The sequence below is a fragment of the Variovorax sp. KK3 genome, from assembly GCF_001984055.1.
In the GTDB taxonomy this organism is placed as follows: domain Bacteria; phylum Pseudomonadota; class Gammaproteobacteria; order Burkholderiales; family Burkholderiaceae_C; genus Variovorax.
The window spans coordinates 72,543-89,776 of the sequence record NZ_LYVO01000012.1 but is presented as its reverse complement, the minus strand read 5'-3'; the positions used below and the strand labels follow the sequence as shown (position 1 = coordinate 89,776).

At 67.7% G+C, this 17,234-nt stretch carries 14 protein-coding genes; 7 read left to right on the top strand and 7 right to left on the bottom strand.

Going from position 1 to position 17,234, the window contains the following annotated elements:
- The first annotated feature begins 23 nt into the window (after positions 1–23).
- Together B0W80_RS08430 and B0W80_RS08425 are read left to right on the top strand one after the other, a co-directional pair.
- A complete protein-coding gene (locus B0W80_RS08430; RefSeq protein ID WP_083745257.1) occupies positions 24–1,079 on the top strand; it encodes a DUF3500 domain-containing protein in 1,056 nt (351 codons plus the stop codon).
- A gap of 218 nt (positions 1,080–1,297) precedes the next feature.
- Positions 1,298–1,867 carry a hypothetical protein gene (locus B0W80_RS08425; protein WP_076998677.1) on the top strand — a complete coding sequence of 190 codons (570 nt, stop codon included), beginning with the start codon at positions 1,298–1,300 and terminating at the stop codon, positions 1,865–1,867.
- 36 nt (positions 1,868–1,903) lie between these two features.
- On the opposite strand, the gene B0W80_RS08420 is transcribed toward B0W80_RS08425, so the two are convergent.
- The 4 genes from B0W80_RS08420 to B0W80_RS08405 form a co-directional block, all read right to left on the bottom strand.
- A complete protein-coding gene (locus tag B0W80_RS08420; RefSeq protein WP_076998676.1) occupies positions 1,904–2,905 on the bottom strand; it encodes an ankyrin repeat domain-containing protein in 1,002 nt (333 codons plus the stop codon).
- Between the two features lie 127 nt (positions 2,906–3,032).
- The gene (gene ligD / locus B0W80_RS08415) at positions 3,033–5,558 is read right to left on the bottom strand and encodes a DNA ligase D (protein ID WP_076998675.1); all 2,526 of its coding nucleotides are present in this window, start codon (positions 5,556–5,558) and stop codon (positions 3,033–3,035) included.
- A 9-nt stretch (positions 5,559–5,567) separates the two neighbouring features.
- On the bottom strand, positions 5,568–6,428 hold the full coding sequence (locus B0W80_RS08410) for a tetratricopeptide repeat protein (RefSeq protein WP_083745255.1): 861 nt from the start codon (positions 6,426–6,428) through the stop codon (positions 5,568–5,570).
- The gene (locus B0W80_RS08405; protein ID WP_076998674.1) at positions 6,425–7,333 is read right to left on the bottom strand and encodes a Ku protein; all 909 of its coding nucleotides are present in this window, start codon (positions 7,331–7,333) and stop codon (positions 6,425–6,427) included. Before B0W80_RS08405 ends, B0W80_RS08410 begins: the two co-directional genes overlap by 4 nt.
- Before the next feature lie 161 nt (positions 7,334–7,494).
- Here B0W80_RS08405 and ydiK point away from each other — a divergent pair, with 161 nt between their 5' ends.
- Both ydiK and B0W80_RS08395 read left to right on the top strand, forming a co-directional pair.
- Positions 7,495–8,559: an AI-2E family transporter YdiK gene (gene ydiK, locus B0W80_RS08400; RefSeq protein WP_076998673.1), complete on the top strand. Its 1,065-nt coding sequence runs from the start codon at positions 7,495–7,497 to the stop codon at positions 8,557–8,559.
- A 234-nt stretch (positions 8,560–8,793) separates the two neighbouring features.
- Entirely contained in the window at positions 8,794–9,981 is a 1,188-nt protein-coding gene (locus B0W80_RS08395; RefSeq protein WP_076998672.1) for a hypothetical protein, read from the top strand.
- A 49-nt stretch (positions 9,982–10,030) separates the two neighbouring features.
- Here B0W80_RS08395 and B0W80_RS08390 read toward each other — a convergent pair whose 3' ends face one another.
- Positions 10,031–10,426 (bottom strand): hypothetical protein, encoded by a 396-nt coding sequence (locus tag B0W80_RS08390; RefSeq protein WP_143684530.1) that lies wholly within the window; start codon positions 10,424–10,426, stop codon positions 10,031–10,033.
- 179 nt (positions 10,427–10,605) lie between these two features.
- On the opposite strand from B0W80_RS08390, the gene B0W80_RS08385 reads away from it, so the two are divergent.
- Entirely contained in the window at positions 10,606–11,466 is an 861-nt protein-coding gene (locus tag B0W80_RS08385) for an AraC family transcriptional regulator (RefSeq protein ID WP_076998670.1), read from the top strand.
- Positions 11,467–11,515: 49 nt separating this feature from the next.
- Positions 11,516–12,406 (top strand): SDR family oxidoreductase, encoded by an 891-nt coding sequence (locus tag B0W80_RS08380; RefSeq protein WP_076998669.1) that lies wholly within the window; start codon positions 11,516–11,518, stop codon positions 12,404–12,406.
- A 51-nt stretch (positions 12,407–12,457) separates the two neighbouring features.
- Here the strand turns inward: B0W80_RS08380 and B0W80_RS08375 are convergent, their stop codons facing one another.
- On the bottom strand, positions 12,458–13,090 hold the full coding sequence (locus B0W80_RS08375) for a LysE family translocator (protein ID WP_076998668.1): 633 nt from the start codon (positions 13,088–13,090) through the stop codon (positions 12,458–12,460).
- 363 nt (positions 13,091–13,453) lie between these two features.
- Positions 13,454–14,938, bottom strand: a complete 1,485-nt coding sequence (locus B0W80_RS08370) for a P-loop ATPase, Sll1717 family (RefSeq protein WP_076998667.1) — start codon at positions 14,936–14,938, stop codon at positions 13,454–13,456.
- 211 nt (positions 14,939–15,149) lie between these two features.
- Here B0W80_RS08370 and fusA point away from each other — a divergent pair, with 211 nt between their 5' ends.
- Complete coding sequence (fusA, locus tag B0W80_RS08365; RefSeq protein ID WP_076998666.1) at positions 15,150–17,210, top strand: elongation factor G; 2,061 nt, start codon at positions 15,150–15,152, stop codon at positions 17,208–17,210.
- Positions 17,211–17,234 lie beyond the last annotated feature (24 nt).

The following is a 17,234-nucleotide window of genomic DNA, read 5'->3' as shown; positions in this document are numbered from 1 at the left end:
GCACGCGTTGCAGCATCGGCGCCATGCTGCTGCGCACCCTCTCCGCCTGGATGACCTGCTGGACACTGCTCGCCGTGGCACCCCTGGCTGCCGCAGACACGGGCCGCGCAGCGCAGGCCATGACGACCGCGGCGCGCGCGCTGCTGGACGCGACGCCGGCACCGCAGCAAGCGCAGTTGCTGCAACCGCTCACGCTGGAGGCGCGCGGCGACTGGAACTACACGCCGCGCAGCCGCCCCGGCATCGCGTTCAAGAGCATGGACAAGGCTCAGCGCGATGCGGCGCAGGCGCTGCTGGCAGCGGCGCTGTCGGCGCCGGGGCTGGTCAAGGTGCAGTCCATCATCGCGCTGGAGATCGCGCTGCGCGAGATCGAGTCCTTCGGCTTCTCGCGCGATCCCGAGAACTACGCGTTCGCATTCTTCGGCGCACCGGACGCCAAGGCGCCGTGGGGCTGGCGCATCGAAGGCCACCATCTGTCGCTACACTTCACGCTGGCCGATGGTCAGGTGGTGGCGACGTTGCCGCAGTTCCTGGGAGCGAACCCGGCGCAGGTGCCGCGCGACATCGCCGCCCAGGGTGGGCCGCGCAAAGGCGAGCGCGCGCTGGGCGAAGAGGAAGACCGCGCCTTCGCGCTGCTGAATGCGCTCACGGCGGCACAGCGAAGACAAGCCGTCTTCAGCGACCGGCCGTTCGGCGACATCGTCACGCGCAATGCGGCCCTGCTCGAGCCGCTGGCGCCGGTCGGCATCGCCTTCAGCGGCATGGATGCGGCGCAGCAAGCCTTGTTGCTGCGCATCGTCGAGTCGCTCGCCTCGGTGGCTGAATCGTCTTTGGCCCAGCAGCGATTGGAGCGCGTGCGCGCAGGCGGCCTCGACGGCATTCGCTTCGGATGGGCCGGCGCCACCGAACGCGGCCAGCCGCACTACTGGCGCATCCAAGGCGCGCGCTTCCTGATCGAGTGGGACAACTCGGGCGGCAACCACATCCACAACGTGTGGCGCGACTTCGAGGGCGATTGGGGGCGCGACGCGCTCGGCGATCACTACCGCCGCGCGCGCGGCAGCGCGCATCGGCACTGAAGGCCGGGGCACCGAGAGGGCCGGGCATGGCGCAATCACCGCGCCGGCCGCGTCAGCCGTCGATGGTCGATTCTGGGTTTAGGACTACACCGCTCGTCCGGCGGCGATGACGCGCCTGGCGTTCGCCCGCCATCACCGTATCTGCACCTCTCTCTTCGACCTCGCTTCGACGAAGAGCCCTCAATATCGCCGCCGCGCGCGGCATCGAAGGAGCCGACATGGCAACAGACGACGGACAACTGGGCAACGGCGCGCCGAACCGTGACCCGATCACCAACGAGCCGGGCGCCCACCCCGTGGGCACGGGCCTTGGCGCCGCGGGCGGAGCCATCGCAGGCGCTGCGGCCGGCGCGCTGGCCGGGCCGGCCGGCATGGTGGCCGGGCTGCTGACCGGTGCCGTGGTGGGCGCCATGGGCGGCAAGGCCGCGGCGGAGAACGTCAACCCGACCATGGAAGACGCCTACTGGCGCGAGAACTACAGCAAGGAGGCCTACTACGATGCCGGCCGGCCTTACGACGACTACGGCCCCGCCTACGAACTGGGCTGGTCGGTCCGCGCGCAGCGCGACGCCGACTTCACGGCCGTCGAACCCGCCTTGGCGGCGGAATGGGAGGCCCGCCGCGGAACATCGAGCCTCGCATGGCCGGAAGCGCGCCCTGCGACCGAAGCGGCATGGCGCCGCGCCGACCGGACCTACTACGGCGTGCCCGTCACGGATGACGACGACGGCATCCTCGACCCGGCAAGCAATGGGCGCGATGCGCCTCCCACGAAGGCGCGGTCTTAGGACGCGCCGCTCCACGTCCGTCGCGCCTTCGGCTCGCTACTCGCCTTCCGTGATCGACGCGATGTCGAGCGGAGCGAAGCCCGCCGCAACGGCCCTTTGAGAATCGGCGCCCTTGCGCAACAGCGCTCGGGCAATCTCGACATGCCTGGCGCGAAGGGCCAGGCAGAGCGGCGTGTCTCCACCGTTTGCCTGGTCCACATCGGCATTCGCCGCCAACAGGCGATCGACGACGTCCAAGTGCCCGCAGAGCGTCGCCATGATGAGCGGCGTCGCCCCGTTCGCGGCCGCCAAGCCGACGTCGGCGCCCGCCTTCAACAGCGCTTCGACCACCAGGCCATGCCCGTTCTGCGCCGCAACGATCAACGGGGTCGCGCCTTCGTTCGGCGTCGCCAGGTCGGCATCGGCTTTTGCTTCCAGCAGCGCCTCGACCAACGGCAGATGGCCCTGCTGGGCGGCGAGGATCATCGGCGTGACCCCGGTCGGCAATGCCAAGTCGACCTCGGCCTTGGCCTGGAGCAGCAACTGGGCGATCTCGAGGTGCCCGTAGTCGACGGCGGTCGTCAAAGGGGTCGTCGTTCCATTGCCGCCGAGCAGGTCAACTTCGGCATTCGCATTCAACAGGGCCTTCACGACCTCGACTTGGCCATTTTCGATCGCGAGCAGCAGCGGCGTCGCACCGTTCAACAAGGGCTTGTCGACCACGGCGCCTGCGGCCAGCAATGCCCGGACCACGTCCTGATGCCCGTTGGACGCCGCCCACGTCAGCGCCGTGCCATCCGCAAGCATGCAGCCGACGGACGCCCCATGCGCCAGCAGCGCCGTCACTTCTTCATGCCTGCCCTGCTTTGCGGCCTCGACGAGCGCGACGTCGAGCCGCATCGTCGCGTCGGCGGACGGCCCGCTGTACCGCTCTTCGCCGGCAAGGACCAACACGCGCCGCGTGGAGCCGCTCGACGGGTCGTCGACGTTCTTGAAGCGCACGTACTGCGATGAGCGCTCCATGTCTTTCAGGTGGTTTGCAAACTCGGCGGGCGTCATAGTCAAGGCATCCATTCAGGTTTGATTCGCACGACGTCGGTGTCGAAGCGATCACACTGGGTGGCACCAGCGTGCCAACAGTTCCGGAATGTCCGTCAGATCGATGTCGAAGGACGCGCCGAAGGCTTCACGCCTTGAACCCGAGCACCTTCATGGCCGCGGCCAGCCCCTGTGCCGACTTCGCATAGGCCTTCCAAGGGTCGTTGCCCCGATCGAGCCGCGTGTGGATGTTCTGCACGGTCCACTGCGCGCCGCTCGTGAGCTGCTGCACTTCGGCCCAGTCGACCGGTACCGATACGCCCAGCCCCGGACGCGCGCGCGCCGACCAGGCGCAGACGGTGGTGGCGCCGAAGCCGTTGCGCAGGTAGTCGATGAAGATGCGCCCCACGCGGTTGCGCGGCCCGCTCTTGGCGACGAACATCTTCGGCAGCGTGCGCGACAGGTGCTGCACGATGGCCTCGGAGAAATCCTTCACCGGGTCCCAGCCGTAGTGCTTGCGCAGCGGCACCACCACGTGCAGGCCCTTGCCGCCACTGGTCTTGCAGAAGGATTCGAGTCCCAGCTCCTGCAGGAACACGCGCACGAGTTCGGCGCCCTGCTGCACAGCTGGCCAGCCGACACCTTCGCCGGGGTCGAGGTCGAAGGTCATGCGGTCGGGCTTGGCGGTGGCGGTCTTCACCGCGTTCCAGGTGTGGAACTCGATCACGTTCATCTGCGCGGCCGACACCAGGCCCTCGGGCGTGGCGACTTCGATCATCTGCTCGTGGCCGGGCCAGATGGCGGGGTCGAGTTCGTGGATGCCCTCGATGCTGCCTTTGCCCAGATGCTTCTGAAAGAAGAGCTCGCCGGCGATGCCGTTGGGCGCGCGCACCAGCGACACGGGGCGGCCTTTCAGGTGCTCCATCATCAGTGGCGCGATAAGGCCGTAGAAGCGCGCCAGCTCGACCTTGGTGACGCCGCTCTTGGCATCGATCACACGCTCGGGGTTCGTGATCTTCAGCTTCGCCGGCAGCGCCCGCTGCGCGACCGGCGGCGCCGCATCGGCCTCCGGCAGGTGCACCGCCTGTTCTCGCACGATGGCTTTGGGCGGTTTGTCGTTGCGCAGGGCATGAAACACGCCGTGGCGAATGTGGCCGCCCGTGGTCCATTCGGAATACGCGGTCTCGGCGACCAGCGTGGGCTTGACCCAGTGGGCGTGGCGCTCGTCCTCGGTCTTGTCCTTGAAGGGGCGCTTGTCGATCGCGATCTTCTGCAGGCGCGCGTGCATGTCGAGCAGCATGCGGTCGTCGAAGCCGGTACCGACCTTGCCCGCGTAGACCAGCTCGCCCTGCTCGTCATGCACGCCGAGCAGCAGCGCGCCGATGCCCAGGCGCGAGCCCTTGGGTTCGGTGTAGCCGCCGATCACGAACTCCTGCCGGCGGATGCACTTGAGCTTGATCCAGTCCTTCGAGCGACGCGACGAATAACTGCTGTCCTTGCGCTTGCCGATGATGCCTTCCAGGCCCATGCTGCAGGCCGAAGCCAGCATGTCGCGCGGCGAGGCGTCGAAGGCCTCGCTCAGGTGGATGCCCTCGGGCGCCTTGGCGAGCAGGCCGCGCAGCAGTTCGCGCCGCTCGATCAGCGGCACGGCGCGCAGGTCGTGGCCGTCGTGGTACGGCAGGTCGAACAGGAAGTACTCGATGTCCTGCGTGCGGCTGCTTTCGAAGGCGTTCTGCAGCGACTGGAAGTCGGTGCGGCCGCCCTCGCCCAGCACCACGACTTCGCCGTCGAGCCAGCAGGGCGCGAGCTTCAGGCGCGCCACGGCCTTGACCAGGTGCGGCATGCGCTCGCTCCAGTCGTGCCCGTTGCGGGTGATGAGCTTCACTCCGTCTGCATCGACGCGCGCGAGCATGCGGTAGCCGTCGAACTTGATCTCGTAGACCCAGTCGCCGGGCTGGGCCGGCGGCCCGTCGACCAGCGTGGCGAGCGGCGGCGCGAGCTTGGCGGGCAGCGCTGCAGCAGTCGCGCCCTCGGGCATGCCGCGCTTGCCGGCGCGCGTCGTTTTCTTCGCCGCCGGTGCCGGAGCCTTGGCGGGGCCGGGCGCGGCCTGGCGCTCGGGCATGGGCAGCCCGGCCACGCTGTCGGGAAACTCGTCGACCACGCTGAACTCGGCGGACGGCCGTTCGTAGGCGTCGCGCTCCTTGATCAGCAGCCAGCTGTTGCCCTTGCCGCTCTTGTCCTTGATGCGCACCAGCACCCAGCGGCCGCGCAGCTTGTAGCCGTGCAGGTCGAACTTGAGGTCGCCTTTGGCATAGCCCTGGTGCGGGTCGCCGACCGGCGCCCAGGTGCCCTTGTCCCACACCTGCACCTTGCCGGCGCCGTACTGCTTCGGCGGAATGGTGCCTTCGAAGCTGTTGTACGAGATGGGATGGTCCTCGGTCTGCACGGCCATGCGCTTGACCTGCCGGTCGTAGCTCGGGCCTTTCGGAACGGCCCAGCTCTTCATGGCGCCGTCGAGTTCGAGCCGCAGGTCGTAGTGCAGCCGGCTGGCCCAATGCTTCTGCACCACGAACTGGCGCGCTGCCTCGTCGGGCCGGCCGCCCTCGGCGGGCTCGGGCGTGATCGCGAAGTTGCGCCTGGACTTGTAGGTCGCGAGCGGATCGGGGCGAGCCATGGCGCTCTGTCAGCCCCGTGGCTGCAGCCGCCGGAAGGCGCTGAAATGGCGGATGGCCATCTGCTTCTGCCCGGCTTGGGCATAGAGCAGGGCCGCGTTCTGGTGCGCGTCGGCAAAGTCGGGCTGCAGGCGCAGGCAGGCCTCGTAGGCCGCGAGTGCATCGCTGACGCGGCCCACGTCTTCGAGCGCGACGGCGCGGTTGTAGTGCATGAGCGGATCGTCGGCGCAGTGCGCGATGCCCTCGTCGTACAGCGCCACCGCCTCGCCGCTGCGGCCGGCCTCGCAGAGCATGAAGCCGAGGTTCAGGTAGGCGTGGGCATGGGCCGGGTCTTGCGCGAGGATGCGGCGGTAGGCCTGCAGCGCGGCCTCGGGGTCGGAGGACTCCAAATCTTCGGCCGCCTCGAACAGCGTATCGATGTCGTCGGCCGGCGCGGCGGCATGCTCCACCGGGCGCTGCGCGATGAAGCTCACAGAGCCGGTCGCGGGAGCCACGCTGAAGTCCATCACGAGCTGGCCGGTGTCGGGCTCCCACTGGGCATGCTCCTCGCGCACGATGATGCGGTCGCCCACCGCCGTGATGCGCAGGCCGTTCACCGGTGCCTCGGGCGGCAGCGTGTCGCGCAGGCGGCGAAGGGTGCGCAGGATCTGCCGCGTCGGGATCCGCGCCGCGCGCAGGTCGTGCGCCGAGCGCAGCAGCACCACGTCGCGAAACGAGAAGCGCCAGGCGCGGCCAGGGCCGCGTGACGGGTCGACGAAGCCCAGCTCGATCAGCTTGGAGACGGCATGGCGCGTCAGGCCCAGCATCTGCCGGACGCCGCGCAGGGTGTAGGGGTGCGTGCTTTCGAGTGGCGGAGCGTCGTCGTTCGTCACTTCTTCATGCGCGCGCGTGCCGGTGGGGCGTCTTCCGCCGCCTTGGCAACCCGGGGGGCACGCTTCGCGCCCTTGCTTTCGACGGCAGCGGCCGGCTGCTTGGCGCCGGGCTTGGCAGCCGGCTTGGCGGCACGGCCGAGGCTGGCGCGCAGCATCTCGGTAAGGTCGATGACCTGCGCGCCGGGCGCGTCTTCGGGATGCTCGACGGCCACCACTTCCTCGCCGGCGATCTTGGCGTCGATGGCTGCGAGGATGCGCTTCTTCTCCTCGTCCTCGAACAGGGTCGGGTCGTATTCGTCGGCCGAGATCTGTTCGATGAGCTGGAGCGCGAGCTTGAGTTCGGCAGCCGAGGGCGGCGGCAGCTGTTCGATGTCGAGGTCCTTCTGCGAGCGCACCTCGTCGGAGAAGAGCAGCTGCTGCAGCACCAGGCCGTCGTCGGTGGCGCGCACCTGCACCACGTATTGCTTGGACTTCCAGGCCCAGCGGGCCAGCGCGCAGCGGCCGCTTTCCTGCATGGCGGCCTTGAGCAGGTTGTAGGGCTTGCCGCCCCGCTTGTCGGGCGCGAGGAAGTAGGTCTTGTCGAAGAAGATCGGGTCGACCGCCTTCTCGGGAATGAAGGACACGATGTCGATCAGGTGGCTGCCACCCTCCTCCAGCGCCTTGAGTTCCTCGGGCTGGAAGATGACGTAGCGGTCCTTCTCGAACTCGTAGCCCTTGACCATCTCGGCGCGCGGCACCACCGACTGGTCCTTCTCGGACACGTACTGCTGCTTGAGCCGCGAGCCGTCCTTCGACAGCAGGTTGAAGCGCACGGCCGACGCGCTTTCGGTGGCGGAGTAGAGCTTCACGGGAATCGACACCAGGCCGAAGCCGAGCGACAGCGAGGCGATGGAACGAGCAGCCATGGACGTCCTCTGGCAAGCATCTGCCAAATGCGGGAAAAACAGCATGCCAGCTTTTTGCGAATGTGAGAATAGGACACGATCATCGGCACCCCGCGTTGTGTACGTTCCACACCACGCCACTTCGCGCACACTGCGATGCTTCGCAGCACCGACGCCCAGCCATGTCCATCCCCCGCTCCGACCTTGCCAAGACCACTTTCGGCGTGCTGACCCTGGCCCTGCTGATCGGCTCGTCGCTGTGGATCCTGCGTCCCTTCCTGGGCGCGACCATCTGGGCCGCCATGGTGGTGGTCGCGACCTGGCCGGCCTTCCTGTGGATCCAGGCGCGGCTGTGGAGGCGCCGTTGGCTGGCCGTGCTGGCCATGGTGATCATCCTGCTCCTGCTCTTCGTGCTGCCGCTCACGTTGGCCATCTCGACCATCGCGGCCAACGCGGAAGAGGTGGTGGCCTGGTTCCGGTCGCTGGTCAGCCAGGGCCCGCCGCACTTGCCCGACTGGGTGGCTCGCCTGCCCTTCGCGGGCCCGCGCATCGTCGCCGCCTGGAACGACCTCATGGCCTCGGGCGTGGCGGGCCTCGAAGCCAAGGTCACGCCCTATGCGCGGCAGGTCACGACCTGGCTCTTCGCGCAGGCGGGCGTGCTGGGCGCGCTGACGCTGCAGTTTCTGCTGACGGTGGTCATCGCCGCGATGATGTTCGCGAGCGGCGAGTCGGCCGCCGCCGTGGTGCGCCGCTTCGGCTTCAAGCTGGGCGGCCAGCGGGGCGAAGACGCGGTGATCCTGGCCGGCAAGGCGATCCGCGGCGTGGCGCTGGGCGTGGGCGTGACCGCCTTCGTTCAGGCGGTGATGGGCGGCATCGGCCTCGCGATTGCCGGCGTGCCCTTCGCGGCGCTGCTCACCGCGGTGATGTTCATGCTGTGCATCGTGCAGGTCGGGCCCACGCTGGTGTTGGCGCCTGCCATGATCTGGGTGTTCTGGAGCGGCTCGACCGGCTGGGGCGTCTTTCTGCTCGTGTGGACCGTCATCGTGGGCACGATGGACAACTTCCTGCGCCCCATCCTCATCCGCCGCGGCGCCGACCTGCCGCTGGTGCTGATCTTCGCGGGCGTGATCGGCGGTCTGCTGGGCTTCGGGTTGGTGGGCATCTTCGTGGGCCCGGTGATGCTGGCGGTGTCGTACACGCTGGTGGATGCGTGGCTGAGGGATGCGGAGCCGCTGGCGGCGGAATGAAGCGATCTGCGGCGACTCGAGCGATCACGCGCGGGAACCATCGTTGGAGGACCTGCCACTGAGACGGCTCACCGTGCACGCCGAGCACGCCCCCAGCCAACGATTCATCTCATGTTTTCATCCATTTCCCGGCCCCGGAGCAGTTCCTGCCTCTCGTTACCCACAGCGTGAACCAACCATTCCTCTGCCGCGGGCATCCTGGACTTCTCCGGGTCGCTGACAAGGCGCGACGACATGCCGTTGCTCGGCAATCTCATCGCGAATGGTGTTCCTGCCAGCCAGGCGGAGCGCAGCGCACTGGTCATGGAATGCATGCGCCACGGCGCATCCGTCGACCTCGAACAAATTCTGCGGAAGATCAAGATCACGACCTTGACGCTGTGCGGCCCATTGGACGCTTTCGCGCTCCGCGTGCTTCTGGACGCCTTGCCCTCGAGCCGCCCGATCAAAACGCTCGAGCTTCAGTTCCTGGGAGTGAACGAAGGCGGAGAGGCAGAGACACTTCTCGATGTCATTTGCGAGATGAGGCCGGAACAACTCGTGCTCAATTGGGTAGGCATGGCACCCGGCAGGCTGGCTCGAACGTTCCCGGGCAGACAGCCTCCATTGCAATCGCTTCACGTGAAGGGCAGGTGCGCCCCCGATTTGCTGGCTGCCGTCATCGAGCGCACGCGACCCAATCGACTCACCTTCGAACGCTTGCGCATTGATCTGGAAGCCCACGCGACCATATCCGACGCGCTTCGAACCTACGAGGGTCCGCACGCGCTGGCTTTCAGGAACTGCAGATTCGAATGGAAGCACAGCCCGTTGCAGGCGCCAGGAGTCGCCAGACTGTGCATCACCCAATGCTCGCTTGACAATGAGTCCTGGCTAAACACCCTGCGCACTCTGTCCAATAGATGCGAAGTGGAGTACCTCCACATCGATCTCAAGCATCTTGCTGACAGCAAACTTGTTTCTGCACTGATGTCGTGCGAACTGGTTTACCTGTTCAACAGACCGGAATCGAAGCTCTCTCATGTGGAGGTTCTCGGCTTCGGCTCCCCGTATTGGAACATTCTTGTCGAAGGGGTCAGATCGAACGCGAACCTTCGACGGCTCAGTATTCCGTCAGCGCCGCCAAGCGAAGAGACTGCTGAAGCCATCCGGACAAATCGCCGAAAGCACTACCAACAAGTCATCGTCCGGGCGGCTGCACAAGCAGTTTTTGGTGCCAATGATCCCCGTGTTGTTTCGCCGCAGCTGGTGGATCCGGCGCTCGCCGCCCATCTAGGCGACTTTGCATCAAGCGGGCCTGAAGACGCCACCACTCTGGCGCTCGTCAACACCGCTGCGTTCTCCAACGCCAACCGGGCAATCAGACATCACTTGAGGCAGCATCCCGAGCCGCGCGTCGAGGATTACTTCGACGCCGTTTGAATGCTTGCGGGCCTGATTGCCAGGCCCTCGAACCACCGACAGTCTCGACTCAAGCACGCACGTAGCGCATCCGCGCTTCGTGCGCCAGCCCATGACGAACGATGTCGCGGGCGTCTTCGTCGGCAAACTCCAGCAGCGCATCGGGAATCTCGTCGTCGTCGAGCGCGAAGAGCATTTCAAGCGCTTCCTGCTGGGCCTCGGTGAAGAAGCCGGCCTTTGCCAATTCGTAGAACTTCACGGCCGTTTCCTTCGGCGCCAGTTCACGGCATTCGAGCAGGTCGATCACGCATTGGATCTGCGCGGGCGTGAGAGGCGCGGGCACTTGGGTCGGCATCATGGCATTGATCCTTTTCAGGTTTTTCATTCGCTTGTCAGGAGGCTTCCTGATGAATTCAGTCTCCTGTTGGAAACTTAAGCGTCGCTGAAAAGCAGCGGCTTCGAACATGGGCTGCCGTCAAAACGAATGAAGGCGTGAGGAAAGTCGCGGCGCCATGCCGAGGGCTTGTGGTCAATACGACGCGCGTCGTTTTTGCACCGTGTTGATATGCCAACTATTCGACATGCGCGGCCCATGCAGGCGTTCGCCAGGCTGCGAAGTAGGATGCAGCAAAGCTGCCCACCCCCATGCCTGAACGACTCTTCCTGCGCCTCGACGACGACCCGGTCCACGGGCCGGAAGCCGACGTGCCCGCCGGCACGCTGCAAGGCGTCGCGATCGGCGAAGCGCTTCGCGGCCATGTGGCGAACGTGATGCTGTATCGCGAAGACTTCGGCGGCGCAGAGGTAGTCGAGCGCGTGCTGCCCGACGGCGCGGTGCGGCTGGTCTTCAGCTTCGGCGACGCGCCCGCGCCGGGCCATGCCACGATGGCGATCGGTGCTTCGGTCACGCCTGCGCTGGTGCGACTGCACGGTCGCATGGATGGCGTCTCCGTCACGCTGCGCGCCGGCACAGCAGCGCGCATGCTGGGTCTGCCTGCAGGCGAACTGCGCGGCCTCTCGGTGCCGCTGGATGCCCTCTGGCGTGGCGCGGCCGGCGTGCTGCTGGAGCGCATGGCCAACGCACGCGACGATGCTGCACGCATGGCGCTCTTGAGCGACGCGCTGGTTGCGCGTTTGCGTGCGAGCGAACGCGACGCGGCGATGCAGCGAGCCGCGGCGCGGGCCGTGCAGCTCATCGTCGCATCTGCCGGCCAGCGTCCACTGCGCGAGGTGGCCGAGGCGGTTGGCGTCGGAGAACGGCGCCTTCAACAGCTCTTCAACGCCCAGGTCGGCCTGTCGCCGCGTGCACTGGGCCGGCTGGCGCGGCTGCACGGCTGCCTGCGCGCACTGCGCCGGGAGCGCATGCCCGACTGGGCCGCGGTGGCACTGGACAGCGGCTACTACGACCAGTCGCACCTGGCCAACGAGTTCCGCGCGCTGTGCGGGCTCACGCCGACCGAGTTCCTCGGCCGCGCGGTTTCGGCTTCTTCCAAGACACCGGCCTGAACGCGATCTATCGTTCGCGGCTTTCGACGACCAAGAAGAAGGGCAACGAATGGAACGAGCACTGAAGGACTGCGTGGCGGTGGTGACGGGCGCCAGCCGAGGCGCGGGGCGCGGCATCGCGGTGGAGCTGGGCGCCGCGGGTGCCACGGTCTACGTCACGGGTCGCAGCACACGCGAGCGGCCGGCGCAGGGCTATGGCCAGCTGATGGCGCTGTCGGGCCTCGACAGGCTTCCTGGCAGCATCGACGACACGGCCGATGACGTGACGCGCATGGGCGGCCGCGGCATTGCGGTGCCATGCGACCACACGAAAGAGGAAGACGTGGCGGCCTTGTTCGCCCGCGTCGCAAGCGATACCGGCCGGCTCGACTTGTTGGTCAACAACGCCTGGGGCGGACACGAGACCTTCAATGGCGTGTTCGAGGCGCCCTTCTGGGAGCATCCGCTGTCGAACTGGGACTCGATGTTCGACCGGGGCGTGCGCAACCACCTGCTGGCCAGCCGATTCGCGGCGCCGACGATGGTGCGTCAAGGTCGCGGCCTGATCGCGACCACCACCTTCTGGGACCGCGACCGCTACCTGCGCGGCAACCTGTTCTACGACCTGGCCAAGGCCTCTATGTCGCGGCTGGCCTTCGGCATGGCAAAGGAACTGCGGCCTCATGGCGTGGCGTCGCTGGCAGTGTCGCCGGGTTGGATGCGCACGGAGTTCGTGCTCGTCGGCCACCAGACGGACGAGGCGCATTGGCAGGAGCGCCCTGCCCTGGCGCGCACCGAGTCGCCGCGCTACCTGGGTCGGGCGATTGCGGCGCTGGCGGGGGATGCGCAGGTGTTGAAGAAGAGCGGTGCGGTGCACCGGGTGGGGGATCTGGCGCGGGAGTATGGGTTCACCGATGTGGATGGGAGGGTGGTGCCACCGTTCGAGATGGAGGAAGGCTGATGCGCCCTCACCCCAGCCCTCTCCCGCGAGCGGGAGAGGGGGCAAGTCAGGTCAAGTTGCGCTGCGGCGGTAGAAGGCCAGCGAGCCGGCCAGCGCCAGCAACGCGCCGCCGCACAGGCGGTCGAGCCACAGCACGGCACGCCGGTGCAGCAGCTTGACGGCGCGCGCACCGATCACGGCATAGGCCAGCATGACCGAGAAGTCGAGGCCCGCGAACACGATGGCGATGACGGCGTACTGCGGCCATTGCGAAGCGCTCGGGTCGATGAACTGCGGCATCAGCGCCGAGCAGAACAGGTAGCCCTTGGGGTTGGTCACGGCCACAAGAAAAGACTTGGCGAAGATAGCGCGCGGGCTGCTCTTGCCCTGCAGCGCCTCCTGCTGCGAGAGATCGAGCCCGCCCTTGGAGCGCAGCAGGCGGAAGCCGAGCCAGGCCAGGTAGGCCGCGCCCACCCACTTGAGCACCGAGAACCAGAACTCCGAGGCCGCGAGCAGCGCACCCAGGCCCAGGGCGACAGCACCCACCAGCACGAAGTCGGAAGCGACCGCGCCCAGCATGCCGGGGATGGCACGGCGCACGCCGAAGCGCGAGCCGTTGGCCAGGGCAAGAAGGACGGTGGGGCCGGGGGTGGCGATGGCGATGAGCGCCACCGCGGAGAAGACGAGCAGCGTGGCGAGGGTCATGGCACGGCCGGCTGGAGGATGGGGGCCCCAGAGCTTATACGAGCCGCGCATCGTGTGGACGCGGCGGCGAGGCCATGCCGGGGCGGAGCGAGGCCTGGGAGGCAGCGTCCTATTGCATGGCACCTCGCGGGCGATGGCCCATGCTTAGGGTGGAAGCCGGCTCCCGTCGTTGGGCCGTTGCAGGCAGGAAAGTCGCAACGACCCACTAGCGGCGGGAAACTCGTTCATCGATCGACCGAGCCGCTGGACTCGGGCGTGGGTTCGGCGCGTCATGTCGGGCTCCTTGTTTCGGGCCGGCGACCATCGCAGCCCTTCTGATGCCGAGAACGATCGATGGCAGCTGCCTTTCAAAAAGAAAGACGACTATTTGATGTTGAGGATGTTGCGGTAGGCCGGCTGCAATTCCCAGCTCATGCCGTCGTCGAGGTTGGTGTCGGCCTCGAGCAGGTCCGGGCGGGTGTCGTAGCCCACGAATTCCGGGACCGCGAGCGACGCTTTGCCGGCGTTGTTGCCGTTGAAGAAGCCGCACTTGAAGAGAAAGCGCGCGAGCTGCAGGCCGTCGCGAAAGGGCGCGCCGTCCACCGGCGGGACGGCATCGGGCCGGGTGCGGGCCAGATAGTGATCGTCGATGCGGCGGAGGAGGTCATCGGTCGCGTAGCGCCGCGGCCCGCCGCTGAAGCACTCCACCAGCCGCCGCATGTCGGCGAACTGGTGCTGGTGCTCCTTGTACAAGTCCGACAGGCGCCGCCGACCGAACTCGCCCATCGCCTGCGACACGTGATGCATGGCGATGCGCTCCTTGCCGTCGCGCGCCGCGTTCACGCCGGCCATGCGGCAGAGCTGCGCGATCCAGCGCGGACGGCCGCCGGCCAGCACGCGCAGCACGTGCTCGGCAGGTGCGGTGGCCTGGCCCCATTTCATGCGGGCGGTGAAGGCGAGTTCGATCAAGGCGTCTGCGTGGTCCTGGGTGTTCCAGGTTCGCGCGACTTCGGAGGCTGGGTCGTTGCGCCGCGCGTACGCCAGGATGCGTGCCGCCAGCAGCGCGCGCTGCTGCGAGGCGGACCAACCGATCTCGGTGCGGTACTGCTCCACTTTGTCCGTGTCCTCGGTCACGCTGAGGCTGGTCCAGACGTCGGTACGGACGCTCGCGCGGATGCCGATGCCGGTGGTCTCCCTCACCAAGTGGCGTGCCGCGGTACAGAAAGAGGCGACGAAGGCTTGCTGCCACGGCGAAGCCTGGAACTTGGCATCGATGTCGTCGAGCAGGAACCACACCGGCCGGCGCAGGCCCTCCTCGCTCGACAGGCGCTGCAGCAGCTGCGCGTGGCTGGCGGCGGGACGGGGCGTGGGCGTGATGTCGACCATGCCCGCGACGTTGATCTTGCCGACCAGGCGCGACAGCAGCGCGCCGATGAGGTTGCGGCCGGCGAAGCCCGCCAGCTCGGCGGACTCCACCAGCGCCATCTGGTTGTCGGTCCACGCGAAGCCGATGTCGCGCGCCAATTCCATGTTGATGGCGCTGCAGATCACCTGCTTCCAGTAGTTTTCGAGCAACGAGGGGTTGTCGGTCTGGGGCGGCTCTCGCAGCGCGACCAGCTGCGAAGGGACGGCCGGGATCACGATCGGGCGCGCCCCGATCGCCTGCGTGCGCATGAGGTGGGCGAAGCGCACCAGCAGTGCCGACTTGCCGATCCCCTTGCGCCCGGTCGCGATCCAGAGACGCTCGCGGGGATTGAGGAAGTCCGCGAAGGCGGGCTGGTCCACGAAGTAGGACATCAGCATGTCCTCTTTCTCGTCCTCGCCGGCGTCGTTGCCGAACAGGGTCTTGTCGTCGAGCGCGATCTTCATGAAGTCACCGCCTCTCGGTTCGCGTTTCACCGGATGCCCCCGGGGCGGGCGAGCATCTTAGTGCGCGCCGGCCGCTTTGCGCCATGCCCGGGCGAGGCTTTTCCGCCCTTGCGCCGGGCCGGCCAATCCCGTACGCTGGCCCCGCGAGAGGGCGCACCGCCCGTTCCACCGGGCCGCCCGAAGCGCCTGCCAAGGCGCGAAGGAGATGTCCATGCCAAGCCGAACGAACGGCCTCCTGGCCGAGATGGAAGCGGTGCGCACCCTGGCGCTGGTCGGCCCGGCTGCCACGGGCAAGACCACCCTGGCAGAGGCGCTGCTGCTCAAGTCCGGCGCGATCGGCGCCGCGGGCAGCGTGGAGCGCGGCAGCACGGTCAGCGACCATGACCCGCTCGAGAAGCGGATACAGCACTCGCTCAACTCTTCCGTGATGCACCTGGCCCATGCCGGCACGCGCATCCACTTTCTCGACACGCCGGGCGGTGCCGACTTTCTGGGGCAGAGCCTGCCGGCGCTCGAGGCGGTGGAGACGGCGGCGGTGGTCATCAACGCGACCGCGGGCATCGAGCCGATGGCGGTACGCATGATGGAGCATGCGGCGCAGCGCAAGCTGGCGCGCATGGTGATCGTCAACAAGATCGACGCCCAGGGCGTCGACATGGCGGCGCTGCTCGGGCAGATCCAGGCCGCCTTCGGCCGCGAGTGCCTGCCGGTCAACCTGCCCGACGACGGCGGCACGAAGGTGCTGGACTGCTTCTACAACCGCGAAGGCGGCTGCAGCATGGGCGACGTGGAGGCCGCCCACCGCAAGCTGGTGGAGCAGGTGGTGGAGGTGGACGCGGCCTTCGTCGACCGTTACCTGGAAGAAGGCGACGTGGATGCGAGCGAACTGCACGCGCCGCTGGAGCAGGCGCTGCGCGAGGGCCACCTGATTCCGGTGTGCTTCGTCTCGGCACGCAATGGCGCGGGCATCGGCGAGCTGCTCGACGTGATCGTCAAGCTGCTGCCCGACCCGACAGAGGCCAACCCGCCGGACTTTCTGGTCGGCGAGGGCGAAGAGGCCCAGCCGATGGCGGCGAAGCCGGACCCTTCGCTGCACGTGCTGGCCCACGTCTTCAAGGTCACGGTCGACCCCTACGTCGGCAAGATGGGCATCTTCCGCGTGCACCAGGGCACGATCACGCGCGACAGCCAGCTCTTCGTGGGCGACGGCCGCAAGCCTTTCAAGGTGGGGCATCTCTTCATGCTCCAGGGCAAGGAATACGTGGAGGTGCAGCGCGTGCTGCCCGGCGACATCGCGGCCGTGGCGAAGGTGGAAGAGATCCACTTCGACGCGGTGCTGCACGACGCGGCAGAAGACGACCACGTGCACCTGGCGCCGCTGGACTTTCCGATTCCGGTGCACGGCCTCGCGATCGAACCGCAGCGGCACGGCGACGAGCAGCGGCTGTGGGAAATCCTCGGCAAGCTGGTCGACGAAGATCCGTGCCTGCGGGTCGAGCACGTGGCGGTGACCAACGAGACCATCGTCTACGGCCTGGGCGAACTGCACCTGCGCGTGCTGCTCGACCGGCTGCGCGAGATGTACCGCTTCGAGGTCAACACGCGCCCGCCGCGCATCGCCTACCGCGAAACGGTGACGGCGCCGGCCGAAGGCCACCACCGGCACAAGAAGCAGACCGGCGGTGCGGGGCAGTTCGGCGAGGTGTTCTTGCGCGTGGAGCCGCTGGCGCGCGGCACGGGCTTCGAGTTCCGGGACGAGGTCAAGGGCGGCGCGATTCCCTTCCAGTTCATCCCCGCGGTCGAAAAAGGCGTGCGCGAGGTGCTGGAGCACGGCGCGATCGCGGGCTACCCGGTGGTCGACGTGCGCGTCACGGTCTACGACGGCAAGAGCCACAGCGTGGACAGCAAGGACATCGCGTTCGCGACCGCGGGCCGCAAGGCCTTCGTCGCGGCGATCCAGGAGGCGCGGCCGATCGTGCTGGAGCCGGTGGTGAAGATCGACATCGCGGCACCCGACGGCGCCATCGGCGACATCACCGGCGATCTGTCGTCGCGGCGCGGGCTGGTGACCGGCACCGCCAACGCGTCGGCCGGCACGGTGCTGGTGCGCGGGCAGGTGCCGATGTCGGAGCTGTCGGGCTACCAGTCGCGGCTCAACGCGATGACCAGCGGCCAGGGTCGCTACAGCATCGAGCTGTCGCACTACGAAGCCGTGCCACCGGCCACGCAGCAGCAACTGACGGCGCAGCACAAGGTGCGCGACGCCGACTAGGGGCCTTGCCCTGCCCCTGTGTGC